A 14738-nucleotide genomic window follows, 5' to 3' on the forward strand; every position below is an offset into this window, starting at 1 on the left:
TTCTCTAAGTTACTGTATTTGCTGTGAAACTTTATCGTTTTTCGGCTGTCTGAGACCTTTATGACAAAGCCCTGAACCGCCATGGAACAGGGCTTTTTTCGTTTCTACAGAATACGCCCGTCGTCCCGTGCGCGCTCCAGTTTGATGGCAATGAACTTCGAGGTCGGCGTATGACTGCCATCGCCAATGCTTTCCAGTGGCACCAGCGGATTCACCTCGGGGTAATACGCCGCTGCCTGCCCGGCCGGGATGTCGAAGGCCAGCAGGGTGAAGCCCTGCACCCGGCGCACATGCTGATCACCCCACAGCGACACGATGTCGACCTTTTGCCCCGGCTGGAAGCCCAGGCGGATGATGTCGGCTTCGTTGGCGAACAGCACTTCGCGCTGGCCGCGCACGCCCCGGTAACGGTCGTCCAGGCCGTAGATGGTGGTGTTGTACTGATCGTGCGAGCGCATCGACTGCATGATCAGGTCGGGCAGTTGGCCACTGGCGCGCACGCGCTCATCGAGCAACGAATCCGGCAGCAGGTTGGCCTTGAAGTTGGCCCGGCCGCTGCTGGTCTTCCATTCGCGACTGGCAGCGCTGTTACCCAGGTAAAAACCGCCTGGACGCTGCAAGCGCTGGTTGAAACCGCTGAAGCCCGCGATGGTATCGCCGATCAGGTCGCGGATGCGGTCGTAGTCGGCCACCAGCCAGTGCCAGTCCACCGGTTGCTTGCCCAGGGTGGCAGCGGCGATGCCGGCAATCACTGCAGGTTCCGAGCGCATTTGCGTCGACAGCGGCTTCAGCTGGCCGTTGGAGGCGTGCACCATGCTGAACGAGTCTTCCACCGTCACCGCCTGCGGCCCGTCGGCCTGCAGGTCGATGTCGGTGCGGCCCAGGCACGGCAGGATCAGCGCCTGCTTGCCGTGCACCAGGTGGCTGCGGTTGAGCTTTGTGCTGATATGCACGGTCAGCTCGCAGTTGCGCAGTGCCTGGGCAGTACGCTCGGTGTCTGGCGTGGCCTGGGCGAAATTGCCGCCCAGGCCGATGAATACTTTGGCGCGGCCGTCGAGCATGGCGTGGATGGCTTCGACGGTGTTGTGGCCGTTGTGCCGGGGCACGGGGAAGCCAAAACGCTTTTCGAGGGCGTCCAGCAGCGCCACTGGCGGGCGTTCATTGATGCCCATGGTGCGGTCGCCCTGCACGTTGCTGTGGCCGCGCACCGGGCACAGACCGGCGCCGGGTGCGCCGATGTTGCCGCGCAACATTTGCAGGTTGACGATTTCCTGGATGGTCGGCACCGAATGGCGGTGCTGGGTGATGCCCATCGCCCAGCACATGATCACCCGCTTGCCACGGCAGTACATGCGCGCGGCCAGCTCGATGTCGGCCAGCGTCAGCCCGGACTGCGCCTGGATGTGTTCCCACGGCGTGGCATCGACCACTGCCAGGTAGTCGTCGACGCCATGACCATGTTCGGCAATGAAGGCATGGTCGAACACGGCCGGTTCGCCTTTGGCCTGGGCTTCGCGTTCCCATTGCAGGACGAACTTGGCCATGCCGCGCAGCATCGCCATGTCGCCGCCCAGCGCCGGGCGGAAGAACGCGGTGTTGGTCGGCCGGTCACTGTTGGTCAGCATCTCCAGCGGGTTCTGCGGGTGCTGGAAGCGCTCCAGGCCACGCTCCTTGAGCGGGTTTACGCACACCACCTGGGCGCCACGTTTCACCGCATCACGCAGCGGGTCGAGCATGCGTGGGTGGTTGGTGCCGGGGTTCTGCCCCCAGACAAAAATAGCGTCGGCATGCTCGAAGTCGTCGAAGGTGACGGTGCCCTTGCCGACCCCGACGCTTTGCCCCAAGGCCACGCCACTGGCTTCGTGGCACATGTTCGAGCAGTCAGGAAAGTTGTTGGTACCATAGGCGCGCACAAACAACTGGTACAGGTACGCCGCTTCGTTGCTGGCGCGCCCCGAGGTATAGAACTCAGCCTGGTCAGGGTTGGCGAGCTTGTTCAGCTCGCGAGCGATCAGGGCGAAGGCGGCATCCCAGCTGATGGGCAGGTAACGGTCGCTGGGCCCGTCGTAGACCATCGGTTCGGTCAGGCGCCCTTGGTACTCCAGCCAGTAATCGCTTTGCTGCAGCAGCGAGGTAACGCTGTAACGGGCGAAGAAGGCCGCATCGACGCGCCGCTTGGTCGCCTCCCAGTTCACGGCCTTGGCGCCGTTCTCGCAGAACTTGACCATGCCGCTTTCCGGCGAATCGCCCCAGGCGCAGCCCGGGCAGTCGAAGCCGCCGTTCTGGTTGGTCTTGAGCAGGGCGCGGATGTTCTTTAGTGCGTTGTCGCTGCCGACCCATGCCTTGGCCACGCTGCGCAGCGCGCCCCAGCCACCGGCTGGGCCGTGGTAGGGCTTGTAGCGTGGGGTGGAGGCTGGTGCGTTGTCCGGGAGGTGCTGGTAAGAAGTCACTGCTGTTACGACTCCGCCGCCGGGCTGAAGACCCGCGGTGCGCTGTGCTTGGGCAAATGGATGAGGTTGAGGTTGTGCTTGCGTGCCCATTGCAGGGCAAGGCCGGTGGGCGCCGATAGGCTGACCAGGGTCTGGATGCCGGCACGCAGTACTTTCTGGATCAGCTCCAGGCTGCAGCGGCTGGTGACGATGGCCAAGCCGCCCTGGCTGTCGATGCCTTGGCGCAGCAGGGCGCCGATCAGTTTGTCGAGGGCGTTGTGCCGGCCGATGTCTTCGCGGCCGAGCAAAAGCTCGCCATGGCGGTCCATGAACAGGGCTGCATGCACAGCCCCGCAATGCTGGCCCAGCGGTTGGAAGGCATCGATGCGTTCACGCAGGCCCACCAGCCACTGGGCCGGGGGCAGGGGCGCACCCGGCAGCACGGCCAGGTCCGGCAGCGCCTGCTCCAGGGCTTCGACACCACACAGGCCGCAACCACTGGTGCCGGCCAGTTGGCGGCGCTGGTTTTTCAGGTTCCAGAACGCCCGGCTGGAAATTTCCAGGTCGGCATACATTGCCGAACCGCTGCCGGAGAGCTTCAGGTCGTAGATGTCTGCCGTGCCTTCGACAATGCCGCTGCCAACACTGAAACCGACGGCGAAGTCCTCCAGGTCGGTGGGGCTTACCAGCATCACCGCCTGATTGAGGCCGTTGTAGACAATGGCCAGGGCCACTTCTTCGGCCAGCGGTGTGCTGTCGCGTCTGGCGTCGGTTAACTGGACGTAATCGTAGGTGTTGCTGGCGGCGGGCATGGACAAAGGCGATGAGGCCGCGCAGACCGGAGGTTTGCTGTTCATCGGGGCGTTGAATACCGGCGGCTTTCTGATAGCACAAGCCTAGGCTTGCGGGCCGGCGGCGTCTAATCGCTAGGGTCTATGCCTTGATAGACCGCGTCGATTGGTCGCACAGGGGGCGGGAGTGGAAAAGCTGGCCTAGACTCGTGAGTCCAAGGTTTCGTCAACAAGGAGAGCGCAATGAGCCTGTTCAGTTTCGTGAAGGAAGCCGGCGAGAAGTTGATCGACCTGCTGACCCCCGGCAATGCCAATGCCGAGGAGCAGCTCAAGAAGCACGTGGAAAGTGTCGGCCTGGGAAACCCGAACATCAAAGCCACTGTAGAGGGAGACAAGATCATCCTCAAGGGTGAGGTGGCCAGCCAGGAGGAGAAGGAAAAGATCATTCTTGCAGCCGGTAACATCAATGGTGTGGCCAGCGTGGATGACCAGATTACAGTGACAGGGCCAGTGGTGAAGGCGGCCAGGTTCATTACGGTGAAAAAGGGCGACACGCTATCGGCCATTTCAGTCGTGGTGTACGGCAACGCCAACCAGTACAACAAGATTTTCGAGGCCAACAAGCCGATGCTGTCGCACCCGGACAAGATTTATCCGGGGCAGGTGCTACGTATTCCTGACTGATCTTCGCAGCCTGTACCGGCCACTTCCGGGACAAGCCCGCTCCCACAGCTTTACCGCTGAACCTGAACCCAGCGGCCAACTTTGGGAGCGGGCTTGTCCCGCGAATGGGGCCTCATAGGCCTACCAGTAACTCCCGGTAATCCTCGACGGCCGCAAACTCTTCGGTATCCCGCGGCCCTGCCTTGCTATCCGGCTGGCGCACCGCCAGCAGGTGCCCCACGCCAAACTGCCGCGCACTGCGCAGAATCGCCAGTGTGTCATCGATGAACAGGCTGCGTTGCGGATCAAAGCCGATGTCTGCCTGTAATGCATCCCAGAACTGCGGGCTTTCCTTCGGGTAGCCGTAATCGTGCGAGCTGATCAGCCGTTCGAAATACGGTGCCAGTTCCACCCGCTCCAGCTTCAGCGACAGCGAGTCACGGTGGGCATTGGTGATCATCACCACGCGTTTGCCCGCCTTGCGGATTGCCGCCAGGAAGGTATCGGCGTCTGGTCGCAGGGCGATCAGGTCGGCGATTTCCTGCTTCAGCTCACGGATCGGCAGGCGCAACTCGCGGCTCCAGAAGTCCAGGCAATACCAGTTCAGGGTGCCGGCATTGCGCTCAAACAGCGGCTGCAGCTCCATTTGCGCCATGGCCCGGCTCACCCCGTGCAGCTCGGCATAGCGCTGGGGCAGGTGCTCCAGCCAGAAGCGGTTGTCGTAATGCAGGTCGAGCAGGGTGCCGTCCATGTCCAGCAGGACGGTATCGATGGCAGACCAGGGAATAACAGGCATGGGAAACTCTCGATCAGTCGGCAAGCCACGGTATAGTAACCCGTTCACGCCAAGGAGCCGCCCCATGCGCCAGAAACCCACCGTCCTCAGCCGCGAAATCGTCGCCAGCAGCCGTCTGTTTCGCGTCGAAGCCGTGCAATTGCGCTTCAGCAATGGCACTGAGCGTACCTACGAGCGCCTGGTGGGCCGGGGTAACGGCTACGGCGCAGTGATGATCGTGGCCATGCTCGACGCCGAGCACGCCGTGCTGGTGGAGGAATACTGTGGTGGCACCGACGAATACGAGCTGTCGTTGCCCAAGGGCCTGATCGAGCCGGGCGAAGACGTGCTGGCGGCAGCCGACCGGGAGCTCAAGGAAGAAGCCGGTTTTGGCGCACGCCAGCTGGAGCACCTGACCGAGCTGTCGCTGTCGCCGGGCTACATGAGCCAGAAGATCCAGGTGGTACTGGCTACCGACTTGTACGAAGAGCGCCTGGAAGGCGATGAGCCAGAACCGATGCGGGTCGACAAGGTCAACCTGCGCGAGCTGTCGGCATTGGCCATGCATCCGCAGTTCACCGAGGGACGTGCCCTGGCGGCGCTTTACCTGACACGTGACTTGCTGATTCAGCGGGGGCTGCTGGAGCTATGAACGACCTGCAACTGATGCACGAAGTGGTCAAGCTGGCGTTGTCGGCGGGTGAGGCGATCCTGCCGTTCTGGCGTGCCGATGTGGCCGTGACCAACAAGGCCGACGACTCGCCGGTTACCGCCGCCGACCTGGCGGCGCACCGGGTGATTGCCGATGGCCTGCTGGCGCTGGCGCCGCATATTCCGGTGCTGTCCGAGGAGGACTGCAACATTGCGCTGGCCGAGCGTCAGGGTTGGAGCCGCTGGTGGCTGGTCGACCCGCTGGACGGCACCAAGGAGTTCATTGCCGGCAGCGAAGAGTTCACGGTCAACATCGCCCTGGTCGAAAACGGCGAGGTGGTGTTTGGCGTGGTGTCGATGCCCACCAATGGGCGCTGCTATTTTGGTGGGCGCGGCATGGGGGCCTGGCGTGCAGATGCCGGTGAGGCAGCCCAGCTGATTCAGGTACGCAACGCACCTGCACAGGGCGAGCGTTTTACCGTGGTGGCCAGCCGTCGACACTCCAGCCCGGAGCAGGAAGCGTTGTTGGCCGGCCTTGGGGCCGCTGTGGGAGAGCTGGAGCTGGCCAATATTGGCAGCTCGTTGAAGTTCTGCCTGTTGGCTGAGGGCAGTGCCGATTGTTATCCGCGCCTGGCGCCGACTTCGCAGTGGGACACTGCAGCGGCGCAGGGTGTGGTGGAAGGGGCCGGCGGCGAGGTGATCGGGCTGGATGGCTTGCCGTTCCGGTATCCGCCGCGCGAGTCGCTGCTTAACCCGTATTTTTTGGCATTGCCGGCCAATGCTGCATGGCGCCAGGCCTTCCTGAACCTGATCTGACGGATTTCACCGCTCCCACAGGGATTGCGCCAGTCTTTGGGTTGTGTGCCAGGCAGTTGCTTCAAGCGGCTGTCGGGCTAGCGGTGCAGAACGTACTGGCCGCTGAATTTCACGGCAGGCTCGTCACGCCCGGCATTGCTCACGGTGGTTTCCAACGTCAACCGCGCCCGCCCACGGCGCTGGTACATGGCTATGAATCGTTCCCAGGTTTTTTCGTCGGGCGCTGCACAACGCGCCACCGCCGCTCCGGTAACCGGCAACGGATAACTGATCTGCCCTTCCTGGATGACGATATGCCCGTCATCGATCCCCAGCTCACGCAGTCGCAGGTGCAGCCAGCCCCAGCCCACCAGCACGGCCGCGCAGTACAGGCTGCCGCCGAACATGGTGCTCTTGTGGTTGACGTTGGCCGCCAGCGGCAGTTGCAGGCGCAGGGTGTGCTGTTGCCAATCGACTACTTCCAGGCCCATTTCCCGGGTCAGGGGGATATCGCTGTGCAGTACGGATTGCAGGTACTGGCTATCGGTGTTCATCAACGGTGATCCTCTTGATCGTCGTGCCCGCCGCCGGCGCCGTCAAAGCTCAAACCGTGCTTGCGTAGCTTGTCGTGCAGGGTCTTGCGGGGGATGCCCAGGGCCTCGGCCAGGCTGCGCATGGAGCCATGTGGCTGGGCCAGTTCGGCAGCGATCAGCGAGCGTTCGAAGTGCTCGACCTGTTCGCTGAGGTTGCCACTCGGCATTGGCGCTGCAAGTGCCGTCGCCGGCGGCGTCTGGCCGTCCAGGGCCAGTTCCAGGCCAAGGGCGAAACGCTCGGCGGCGTTCTGCAACTCGCGCACATTGCCTGGCCAGGCGTGACGTAGCAGCACGGCGCGCTGGTGTGGCTGCAGGGTGTGTGGCGGCAGGCCATGGCGCTGGCTGGCGGCGTCGGCGAAGTGCTGGAACAGCACCAGGATGTCATCGCCGCGCTCGCGCAGCGGTGGGATACGCAACGGCGCCACGTTAAGCCGGTAATACAGGTCGGCACGAAAGCGCCCCTGGTCGGCGGACTGGCGCAGGTCTTCCTTGGTTGCGGCAATGATGCGGATATCCAGTGGGATCAGCTGGTTGCCGCCGAGTCGCTCGACCACCCGCTCCTGCAACATGCGTAGCAGTTTTACCTGTACATCCAGGCTCATGCTCTCGATCTCGTCGAGGAATAGCGTGCCGCCATTGGCGAACTCGAATTTGCCGATGCGGCGCTTCTGCGCGCCGGTAAACGCGCCGGGCTCATGGCCGAACAGCTCGCTCTCGACCACCGACTCGGCCAGCGCACCGGCGTTGATCGCCACGAACGGGCCGTCGCGGCGGCTGGACAGGTCGTGCAGGGCGCGCGCCACCACCTCTTTGCCAGCGCCGGTTTCACCCAGGATCAGCACATCGGCGCGGGTGCCGGCCAGGGCGCCAATCTGCTCGCGCAGGCGCAGCATGGATGGCGCATGGCCGACCAGGCGGGTGGCCAGTTGCTGGCGGTCGCTCAGTGCCAGGCGCAGGCTGCGGTTGTCCAGCACCAGGCGGCGCAGGGCCAGGGCGCGGCGCACGCTGTCGAGCAGCGCGTCGGTGGCGAAGGGTTTTTCCAGAAAATCATAAGCCCCGGCGCGCATCGCCTGCACCGCCAGCGGCACATCGCCATGGCCGGTGATCAGCAGCACCGGCAGCTCGCTGTCGCGGCCGTGCAGTTGCTCCAGCAGTTGCAGGCCATCGATGCCGGGCATGCGGATGTCGCTGACCACCACACCGGGCCAGTCGGCCTCGATACGGTCAGCCAGGCCTTGGGCATCGGCCAGGGCGACCACCTTGAGCCCTGCCAGGTCCAGGGTCTGGCTCAGGGCCTGGCGCAGGTGCGGGTCATCGTCGACCAGGATGACCTGGGCTTGGCTGTCGATCAATGTCTCGGTGGTCATGCCGAGGGGTCCTCCGAATTGGGCAAAGTAGCGCCAGGCGCGGCCACACGCAGCTGCAGGGTCAGCAGTGCGCCACCTTCCGGATGGTTGGCCAGCAGCAGCTCACCGCCCAAGGCGCGCATCAGGCTTTCACAGATAGCCAGGCCCAGGCCCAGGCCCTGGGTGCGGGTCTTGGTGGTAAAGAACGGCTCCTTGGCGTGCTCCAGGGCCTGGCGGCTGAAACCTGGGCCGTTGTCGCGGATGTACAGGTAGACGCAGTCATCGCGCTGCTCGGCACTTAGCCACAAGCGGCGTGGGTTGGCCTTTTCGGTCAGGGCGTCGAGGGCATTGGCCAGCAGGTTGCCGAGCACCTGGCGCAGGCGGGTTTCACCGGCCTGTACCCACAAGGTCGCCTCCGGCAGGTCGCGGATCAGCTCCACGGCCATTGCACGGCGGCGTTTGGCAAGCAGTGCCAGGGCATCGTCCAGGGCGGGCTGCAGGGCCACGCTTTCCGGAGCATGCCGGTCGCGGCGGGCGAAGGCGCGCAGGTGGGCGATGATCGAGGCCATGCGCCCGGTCAGCTCGCCGATCAGCTTGAGGTTGCCGCGGGCGTCATCGGTGCGTTGGTGGTCCAGCAGGATCTCGGCGTTTTCCGCGTAACTGCGGATGGCGGCCAGCGGCTGGTTGAGCTCGTGGCTGATGCTGGCCGACATGGTGCCCAATACCGATAGCTTGCCGGCCTGCACCAGTTCATCCTGGGCGCGCACCGCCTCCTGCTGGGCGTTCTCACGTTCCAGCACGGCATTTTTCAGCCGGGTGTTCAGGCCTTCAAGGTCGGCGGTACGTTCGGCCACGCGCTTTTCCAGCTCCTGACGGCCACGGGCTTCGAAGTCGATGCGGTCGATGTAGTGGCGCCGCCGTTGCATGACCAGGCCGGCCAGCAGCATCAGTACCAGCAGGGTGCCGGCACCGATGGCCATCACCGTTTGCACCGAGCGATCGACCAGCATGCGCGGGGCGAGGATGCTGACCTGCCAGCCGGTTTCCTTGATGTCGCGGGTCTGGGTGATCCAGGCGTCCGGGTTGAGCATCAGCGGTTGTGGGGCCTGGGTGGGGTAGGGCTGGATGGCGATGATGGCCTGGCGCTCGGCCTCGGTCAGCGTGCGGGTAGCACGGAAGCGCCAGTCGGGTCGCGACGTCAGGATGACCACGCCATTGTGATCGGTCAGCAACAGCTGCTCGGGGGTGCGGCCCCAAAGGGTCTCGGTGTGGTCGAGGTCGACCTTGACCACCAGCACGCCAACGATCCGCTCGCGGTCCCGTACGGCGGCGGCAAAGAAATAGCCGCGCTTGGCCGAGGTGGTGCCCTGGCCGAAGAAGCGGCCCAGGTGGCCGGCCATAGCTTCGTTGAAGTACGGGCGGAAGGCGAAGTTGCGGCCGACGAAGCTGTCGCGTTTGTCCCAGTTGGACGCGGCCAAGGTGTTGCCGCTGACGTCCATCAGGTACATCACCTCGGCACCGGTCTGCTGCACGATGTCCTTGAGCAGGCGGTTGGCGTTGGTCACCGCTTCCAGGCGGAACGGGTCGGCCAGCACGCCACGCAGCGCCGGCAGGTCGCCGAGGATTTGCGGCAAGGTTTCGTAGCGGTGCAGGGTGCCGAGCAGGTTGGCGACGTACAGGTCGAGGGTCTGGCGGTTCTGCGAGGCCAGCTCTTCCTGGTAATAGCGTTCGGCCAAGTGATGCAGGGGCCACAGCAACGGGGCCAGGCACAGGGCCAGCAAGGCCAGGCTGCGCCAGCGCGGACGGCGTGGGGGCGTGGGTTTTGCAATCATCACGTAAATGCGCCAGAAAAGTCTGGCGCAATTATGCGCTAGTTATGGCAGCAGTTCCGCCTCTGCCAGTGGCAGGCCGACTTTGTCCTTGTCCGACAGCACCGGTGGCTGCTGCAGCCCCCAGTCGATGGCCAGTTGCGGGTCGTCCCAACGGATGCAGCGGTCAGCGCCGGGGTTGTAGTAGTCGGTGGTCTTGTAGAGGAACTCGACCGACTCGCTCACCACCGCAAAACCATGGGCGAAGCCGGGTGGAATCCAGAGTTGGCGGTGGTTGTCGGCCGACAGATGCACGGCGACCCATTGGCCGAAGGTTGGCGAGCTTTTGCGCACGTCCACGGCGACATCGCGGATTTCCCCGTGCACCACCCTTACCAGCTTGCCTTGGGTGTTTTCTACCTGATAGTGCAGGCCGCGCAGCACGCCCTTGTTGGAGCGCGAGTGGTTGTCCTGCACGAACTCGGTGCGCACGCCGGTTTGCCGTGCGAACTCACGTGCGTTGAATGCCTCGAAGAAAAAACCACGGCTGTCACCGTGAACCTTCGGCTCGATGATCAGTACTTCAGGGATTGCGGTAGGGATGATGTTCATAGCGGCTCGCTGGCCCGTTGCTCACGTAATGACCCTAGTCGGCCTTGTCGGAAATTTCCGCGCGTACCTGTAAAAGGATGCATAAGGTGTGGCTTTGGTAGACGGCAGCCCGTTCCATTACCCACACCATTCCACTTATTTACCGATTGTTATCGATTTGAAAGCGCCGAATGGTGTGATTTTATGCATATATTGGGCTTCAAATATCGATATGTATCGGTTATAAATTGCCAAACGCCCCAGCACACTCCGGCTCAGGGCCATCACAGAGGTCACCCATGAAAACCCTCAACTCCACGCCCCGTGCCGATGGTTTCCACATGCCCGCCGAGTGGGCCCCACAAACCCAGGTGTGGATGGTGTGGCCGGAGCGCCCGGACAACTGGCGCCTGGGCGGCAAGCCGGCGCAGGCCGCGCATGTCACCCTGGCCAAGGCCATTGCCCGCTTCGAACCCGTCACCGTCGCCGCCTCCGCTGGCCAGTACGAAAATGCCCGTCGCCAGCTCGACCAGCCAAATATTCGTGTGGTCGAAATCAGCAACGATGACGCTTGGGTGCGTGATACCGGCCCGACCTTCGTCATCAATGACCAGGGTGAAGTACGCGGTGTGGATTGGGGCTTCAATGCCTGGGGCGGCTTCGATGGGGGCCTGTACGCACCCTGGAACCGCGACGAGGAACTGGCCGCCAAGGTGCTGGAAATGGAGCGCTGCCAGCGCTACCAGACCGAAGGCTTTGTGCTTGAGGGTGGTTCGATCCACGTGGACGGTGAAGGCACCGTGATCACCACCGAGGAATGCCTGCTCAACCGTAACCGCAACCCGCACTTGAGCCGCGAGCAGATCGAAGCAGTGCTGCGCGATCAGCTTGCGGTCGACACCGTGGTGTGGCTGCCGGACGGCCTGTACAACGACGAAACCGACGGCCACGTCGACAACTTCTGCTGTTACGTGCGCCCCGGTGAAGTGTTACTGGCCTGGACCGATGATTCCAACGACCCCAATTATGCGCGCTGCCACGCCGCCATGGAGGTATTGAAAAACACCCGCGATGCCAAGGGCCGTGAGTTCATCGTGCACAAGATGCCGATTCCTGGGCCGCTGTTTGCCACCGCTGAAGAGTGCGCCGGTGTCGATCAGGTTGCCGGCAGCCAGGCGCGTGACCCGTCGGTACGCCTGGCCGGTTCGTACGTGAACTTCCTGATCGTCAACGGTGGCATCATTGCGCCGAGCTTTGACGACCCGGCAGATGCTGAAGCCAGAGCGATTCTGGCAAAGATCTTCCCTGACCACGAAGTAGTGATGATCCCTGGCCGCGAGTTGTTGCTGGGTGGCGGCAACATCCACTGCCTGACTCAGCAGCAGCCGGCGCCGGTCAAGCGTTGAACGCGGCTTGAATTAAAAAGGCCCGTCATTTGACGGGCCTTTTTTTCGGGCGACACCCGGCGCCCAGGCTGGCATACGTTTTGTATTGTTTTTCAATTAGATAGCTCGGCCGGGCCGCGCTCTCGGATCTGTAACATTACTTACGTAAATTAGCCGCTCACGGGCCAGGGAGTACGTGTAGACATGAATGCAGCAAGTGAGTCGGCTTTGCGCCCATCGGCAGTGAATCACCAGTCGCTCAAGGTGTTGGCGAAGTGGTTGAAACACCATGGAAGCATCAGGGTCAGGACGACCGACCCACGACGTCTGCTTGCCGGGCGGTACCCTCAAGGGCTGATCAGCGAAGCAGAGATGCAGGCGCTGATGGCGGTGTGGCACTGATCGGATCGGTATTACTTGTACCGGCCTCTTCGCGGGCATGCCCGCGAAGAGGCCAGTACAGTCAACAACGATCAGAAGCTGTAGCTACCCGTAACCACCAGGCTACGCGGGTCCCCCACCTGAATCTGCGCCGCACTGGTCGCCGAGCTGTAGTAGGTCTTGTCGGCAATGTTGCTCAACGCCGCCCGCACATCCCAGTCATGGGTGCGATACCCCGCCAGTGCATCCCAACGGCCATACCCTGGCAATACCGTGGTGTTCTGGTTGTCCGCATAACGCTCGCCCACCAGCGTCAGGCCGGTTTCGGCGTACCAGCCCAGCTCTGGTTTCCAGGTCACGAACAGGCTGGCGTTGCGCTTGGCCACATCATTGATGCGGTTGCCTTCCTGGCCATTGTTGTCCTTGACGATGATCGCATCCTGCAGGCCGATGCCGCCGCGTACATACCAGTTGCCGACGATGTTGCCAGTGGCGGTCAGTTCGATGCCGCGCGAACGCTGCAAGCCACTGAGCAAGATGTTTTCCGGGATGAGCGGGTCGCGGGTACGGCGGTTGTACAGCTCCAGCTCGTAGATGGCCACCGTGGTGCTCAGGCGCTGGTCCAGCCAGTCGCTCTTCACCCCGATTTCCTTCTGGCGCGTTTCCTCCGGCTTGGTGTCGTTGGTGTTGCCCTGCGAACCCGGAGTAATGCCGATGAGGCCGCCGCCCACCGGCGAGAAGGTCTTGCTCCACGAGGCGTAGAACGAATGGTCACGCCACGGTGTGTACACCACGCCCAGGCGTGGGCTGGTGCTGTTGCTGTCCTGCGACTCGGACAGGTTGCGCATGTTGGTGGTTTCAACCTCGAATTGGTCGAAGCGCACCCCGGCAAGGATCTGCCATTGATCGTTCAGGCGGATCTGGTCCTGCAGATAAATGCCGCGGCTATCGACCACCGTGTGGTTGTCACTCGACAGCACCAGGCGGCCGTTGTGCTGCTGGCTACGGTTGGGTTGGCCCAAGCCCGGCAGCGTCTGGCTACCAGCGGTATACAGCACGGGGTCACGCTTCTGGTTGCCAATCTCCAGGCCCAGCAGCAGCTTGTGCTCCAGGCCCAGGGTGTCGAAGTCGCCCTCGGCCTCCAGGTTGTTGAACAGGTTGCGGGTGTTCAGGTCCTGCTGCCAGCGCTGGCGGGTCAAGGTATTGGTGCCGGCGTTGTAGCCCGTGACATAGGTGTTGTCGAACGCGCTGTCGAGCTTGATCAGGCCCAGGGTATGGCGCAGTTGCCAGGTTTCGTTCAGCTGGTAGTTCAGGCGCGAGCGCAGGGACTGCGCGCGATCATCGATGTAGTCGCGCTGGTCGCCGTAGGTGGTGCTGCGGCTGACGTCGGCCGGGCGGCCATTCACCCCGGGGATACCCCGGTCAGGCGTGCGGTTGTAGCGGCTGTATTCGTACTGCACCAGCCAGTTGAGGTCGGGGGTGATCTGCCAGCTGATCGACGGCGCGAACAGCTGGCGGCTGCCGTCGATGCCATCGCGCAAGCTGTTGTTGTCCTGGTTGCCCATGTTCAGGCGCAGGCTGACTGTGTCGCTGGGGTCGGCACTGAGGTCGGCATACAGGCTGCGCAGGTCTTCGCTGCCGGCCTGCGCTTCGAGGGTGGAGCGGCGGCCAGGCTCCGGTGCCTTGCTGACCCTGTTGACAATGCCGCCCTGGCTGCCGCGGCCATACAGCACCGCCGCCGGCCCCTTCAGCACCTCGACCCGCTCGATGTTGTGCAGGTCGCGGATGTACTGGCTGTCGTCGCGAATGCCGTCCAGGTAGAAGTCGTTGCTGGCCTCGAAGCCGCGGATGCGCACGCTGTCGAAGCGGGTGTCGGCGCCGCTGCTGACGTTGGGGATTCCCTCCAGCGCCTTGCCCAAGGTGTTGCTGCCGTAGTCCAGCACATTGGCGGTTTTTACCGTGTCGATGGCCTGCGGCACATAACGCACCGGCGTCGAGGTGCGGGTGGCGGTGCTCACCTCCTTGACGCGCGGGTTGTCCTTTTCGCGCTCGCTGTCGGCGGTAACCGACGACTCTGGCAGCGTGGTGGTGGCAGCAGTGGCCAGGCTGGCGCTGAACAAGAGCGACAGGCCAAGCGTAAAGGGGGAAAGGCGGCAGGGTACAAGCATGGACACATCCGGACCGGGCAGGTGAAAAATAAGGCGCGAATGGTAATGCTTGCTATTTGCCTTTGCTTGGGTATTTGTAAAGCCTTGTCTTTACATATGTGTCTGTTTGTAACAACCTCTGCGGCCGCGTGTTTGGCTGCTCAGGGGAACCTGTCCGTTCGATCAAAGGCAATTTCCTACACAAGATAAATTGCCCGCTGATAGCCCAACACTGCATGGAAATGCACTAGAGCTGCTGATAATTTTGGTTATATCAACCTGCATTTCACGACTTTTTGACATTTGTAATCGCACACGGCTAGGATTCGGCCAACGCCTGCTGGCCATGATCTTGGCCATGCTGCTGCCGAGGGCTGCCGTGC

The 14738-nt window shown here is 63.0% G+C and carries 13 protein-coding genes; 5 read left to right on the plus strand and 8 right to left on the minus strand.

The annotated features are described in order from the left end of the window. Nucleotides 1–104 precede the first annotated feature (104 nt). Nucleotides 105–2450, minus strand: a complete 2346-nt coding sequence (locus CKW35_RS18925; protein ID WP_016484416.1) for an FdhF/YdeP family oxidoreductase — start codon at nucleotides 2448–2450, stop codon at nucleotides 105–107. Nucleotides 2451–2455: 5 nt separating this feature from the next. Then, nucleotides 2456–3286 carry a formate dehydrogenase accessory sulfurtransferase FdhD gene (gene fdhD, locus CKW35_RS18930; protein WP_016484417.1) on the minus strand — a complete coding sequence of 277 codons (831 nt, stop codon included), beginning with the start codon at nucleotides 3284–3286 and terminating at the stop codon, nucleotides 2456–2458. A gap of 177 nt (nucleotides 3287–3463) precedes the next feature. Between fdhD and lysM the strand changes: the two genes are divergently transcribed. Continuing rightward, nucleotides 3464–3904 carry a peptidoglycan-binding protein LysM gene (gene lysM / locus CKW35_RS18935; RefSeq protein WP_016484418.1) on the plus strand — a complete coding sequence of 147 codons (441 nt, stop codon included), beginning with the start codon at nucleotides 3464–3466 and terminating at the stop codon, nucleotides 3902–3904. Nucleotides 3905–4016: 112 nt separating this feature from the next. On the opposite strand, the gene yrfG is transcribed toward lysM, so the two are convergent. Continuing rightward, nucleotides 4017–4679 (minus strand): GMP/IMP nucleotidase, encoded by a 663-nt coding sequence (gene yrfG, locus CKW35_RS18940; protein ID WP_095116612.1) that lies wholly within the window; start codon nucleotides 4677–4679, stop codon nucleotides 4017–4019. Nucleotides 4680–4743: 64 nt separating this feature from the next. Here yrfG and nudE point away from each other — a divergent pair, with 64 nt between their 5' ends. After that, the gene (nudE, locus tag CKW35_RS18945; RefSeq protein WP_016484420.1) at nucleotides 4744–5310 is read left to right on the plus strand and encodes an ADP compounds hydrolase NudE; all 567 of its coding nucleotides are present in this window, start codon (nucleotides 4744–4746) and stop codon (nucleotides 5308–5310) included. Beyond that, nucleotides 5307–6125 carry a 3'(2'),5'-bisphosphate nucleotidase CysQ gene (gene cysQ, locus CKW35_RS18950; RefSeq protein WP_016484421.1) on the plus strand — a complete coding sequence of 273 codons (819 nt, stop codon included), beginning with the start codon at nucleotides 5307–5309 and terminating at the stop codon, nucleotides 6123–6125. The genes nudE and cysQ overlap by 4 nt, the downstream gene beginning before the upstream one ends. Nucleotides 6126–6202: 77 nt before the next feature. On the opposite strand, the gene CKW35_RS18955 is transcribed toward cysQ, so the two are convergent. The 4 genes from CKW35_RS18955 to rfbC are packed head-to-tail and all read right to left on the minus strand — an operon-like array spanning nucleotide 6203 to nucleotide 10463. Then, nucleotides 6203–6658: a YiiD C-terminal domain-containing protein gene (locus tag CKW35_RS18955; protein WP_016484422.1), complete on the minus strand. Its 456-nt coding sequence runs from the start codon at nucleotides 6656–6658 to the stop codon at nucleotides 6203–6205. After that, nucleotides 6658–8064, minus strand: a complete 1407-nt coding sequence (locus tag CKW35_RS18960; RefSeq protein WP_016484423.1) for a sigma-54 dependent transcriptional regulator — start codon at nucleotides 8062–8064, stop codon at nucleotides 6658–6660. Before CKW35_RS18960 ends, CKW35_RS18955 begins: the two co-directional genes overlap by 1 nt. Next, nucleotides 8061–9875 (minus strand): ATP-binding protein, encoded by a 1815-nt coding sequence (locus tag CKW35_RS18965; protein WP_016484424.1) that lies wholly within the window; start codon nucleotides 9873–9875, stop codon nucleotides 8061–8063. The genes CKW35_RS18960 and CKW35_RS18965 overlap by 4 nt, the downstream gene beginning before the upstream one ends. Before the next feature lie 42 nt (nucleotides 9876–9917). Beyond that, on the minus strand, nucleotides 9918–10463 hold the full coding sequence (gene rfbC, locus CKW35_RS18970; protein WP_016484425.1) for a dTDP-4-dehydrorhamnose 3,5-epimerase: 546 nt from the start codon (nucleotides 10461–10463) through the stop codon (nucleotides 9918–9920). A 278-nt stretch (nucleotides 10464–10741) separates the two neighbouring features. On the opposite strand from rfbC, the gene aguA reads away from it, so the two are divergent. After that, entirely contained in the window at nucleotides 10742–11848 is a 1107-nt protein-coding gene (gene aguA / locus CKW35_RS18975) for an agmatine deiminase (protein ID WP_095116614.1), read from the plus strand. A gap of 183 nt (nucleotides 11849–12031) precedes the next feature. Then, entirely contained in the window at nucleotides 12032–12229 is a 198-nt protein-coding gene (locus CKW35_RS18980) for a hypothetical protein (RefSeq protein ID WP_016484427.1), read from the plus strand. Nucleotides 12230–12300: 71 nt separating this feature from the next. Here the strand turns inward: CKW35_RS18980 and CKW35_RS18985 are convergent, their stop codons facing one another. Beyond that, a complete protein-coding gene (locus CKW35_RS18985) occupies nucleotides 12301–14376 on the minus strand; it encodes a TonB-dependent siderophore receptor (protein ID WP_016484428.1) in 2076 nt (691 codons plus the stop codon). Nucleotides 14377–14738 lie beyond the last annotated feature (362 nt).

Source organism: Pseudomonas sp. Irchel 3F3, from assembly GCF_900187545.1.
Taxonomy (GTDB): Bacteria; Pseudomonadota; Gammaproteobacteria; order Pseudomonadales; family Pseudomonadaceae; genus Aquipseudomonas; species Aquipseudomonas fortuita.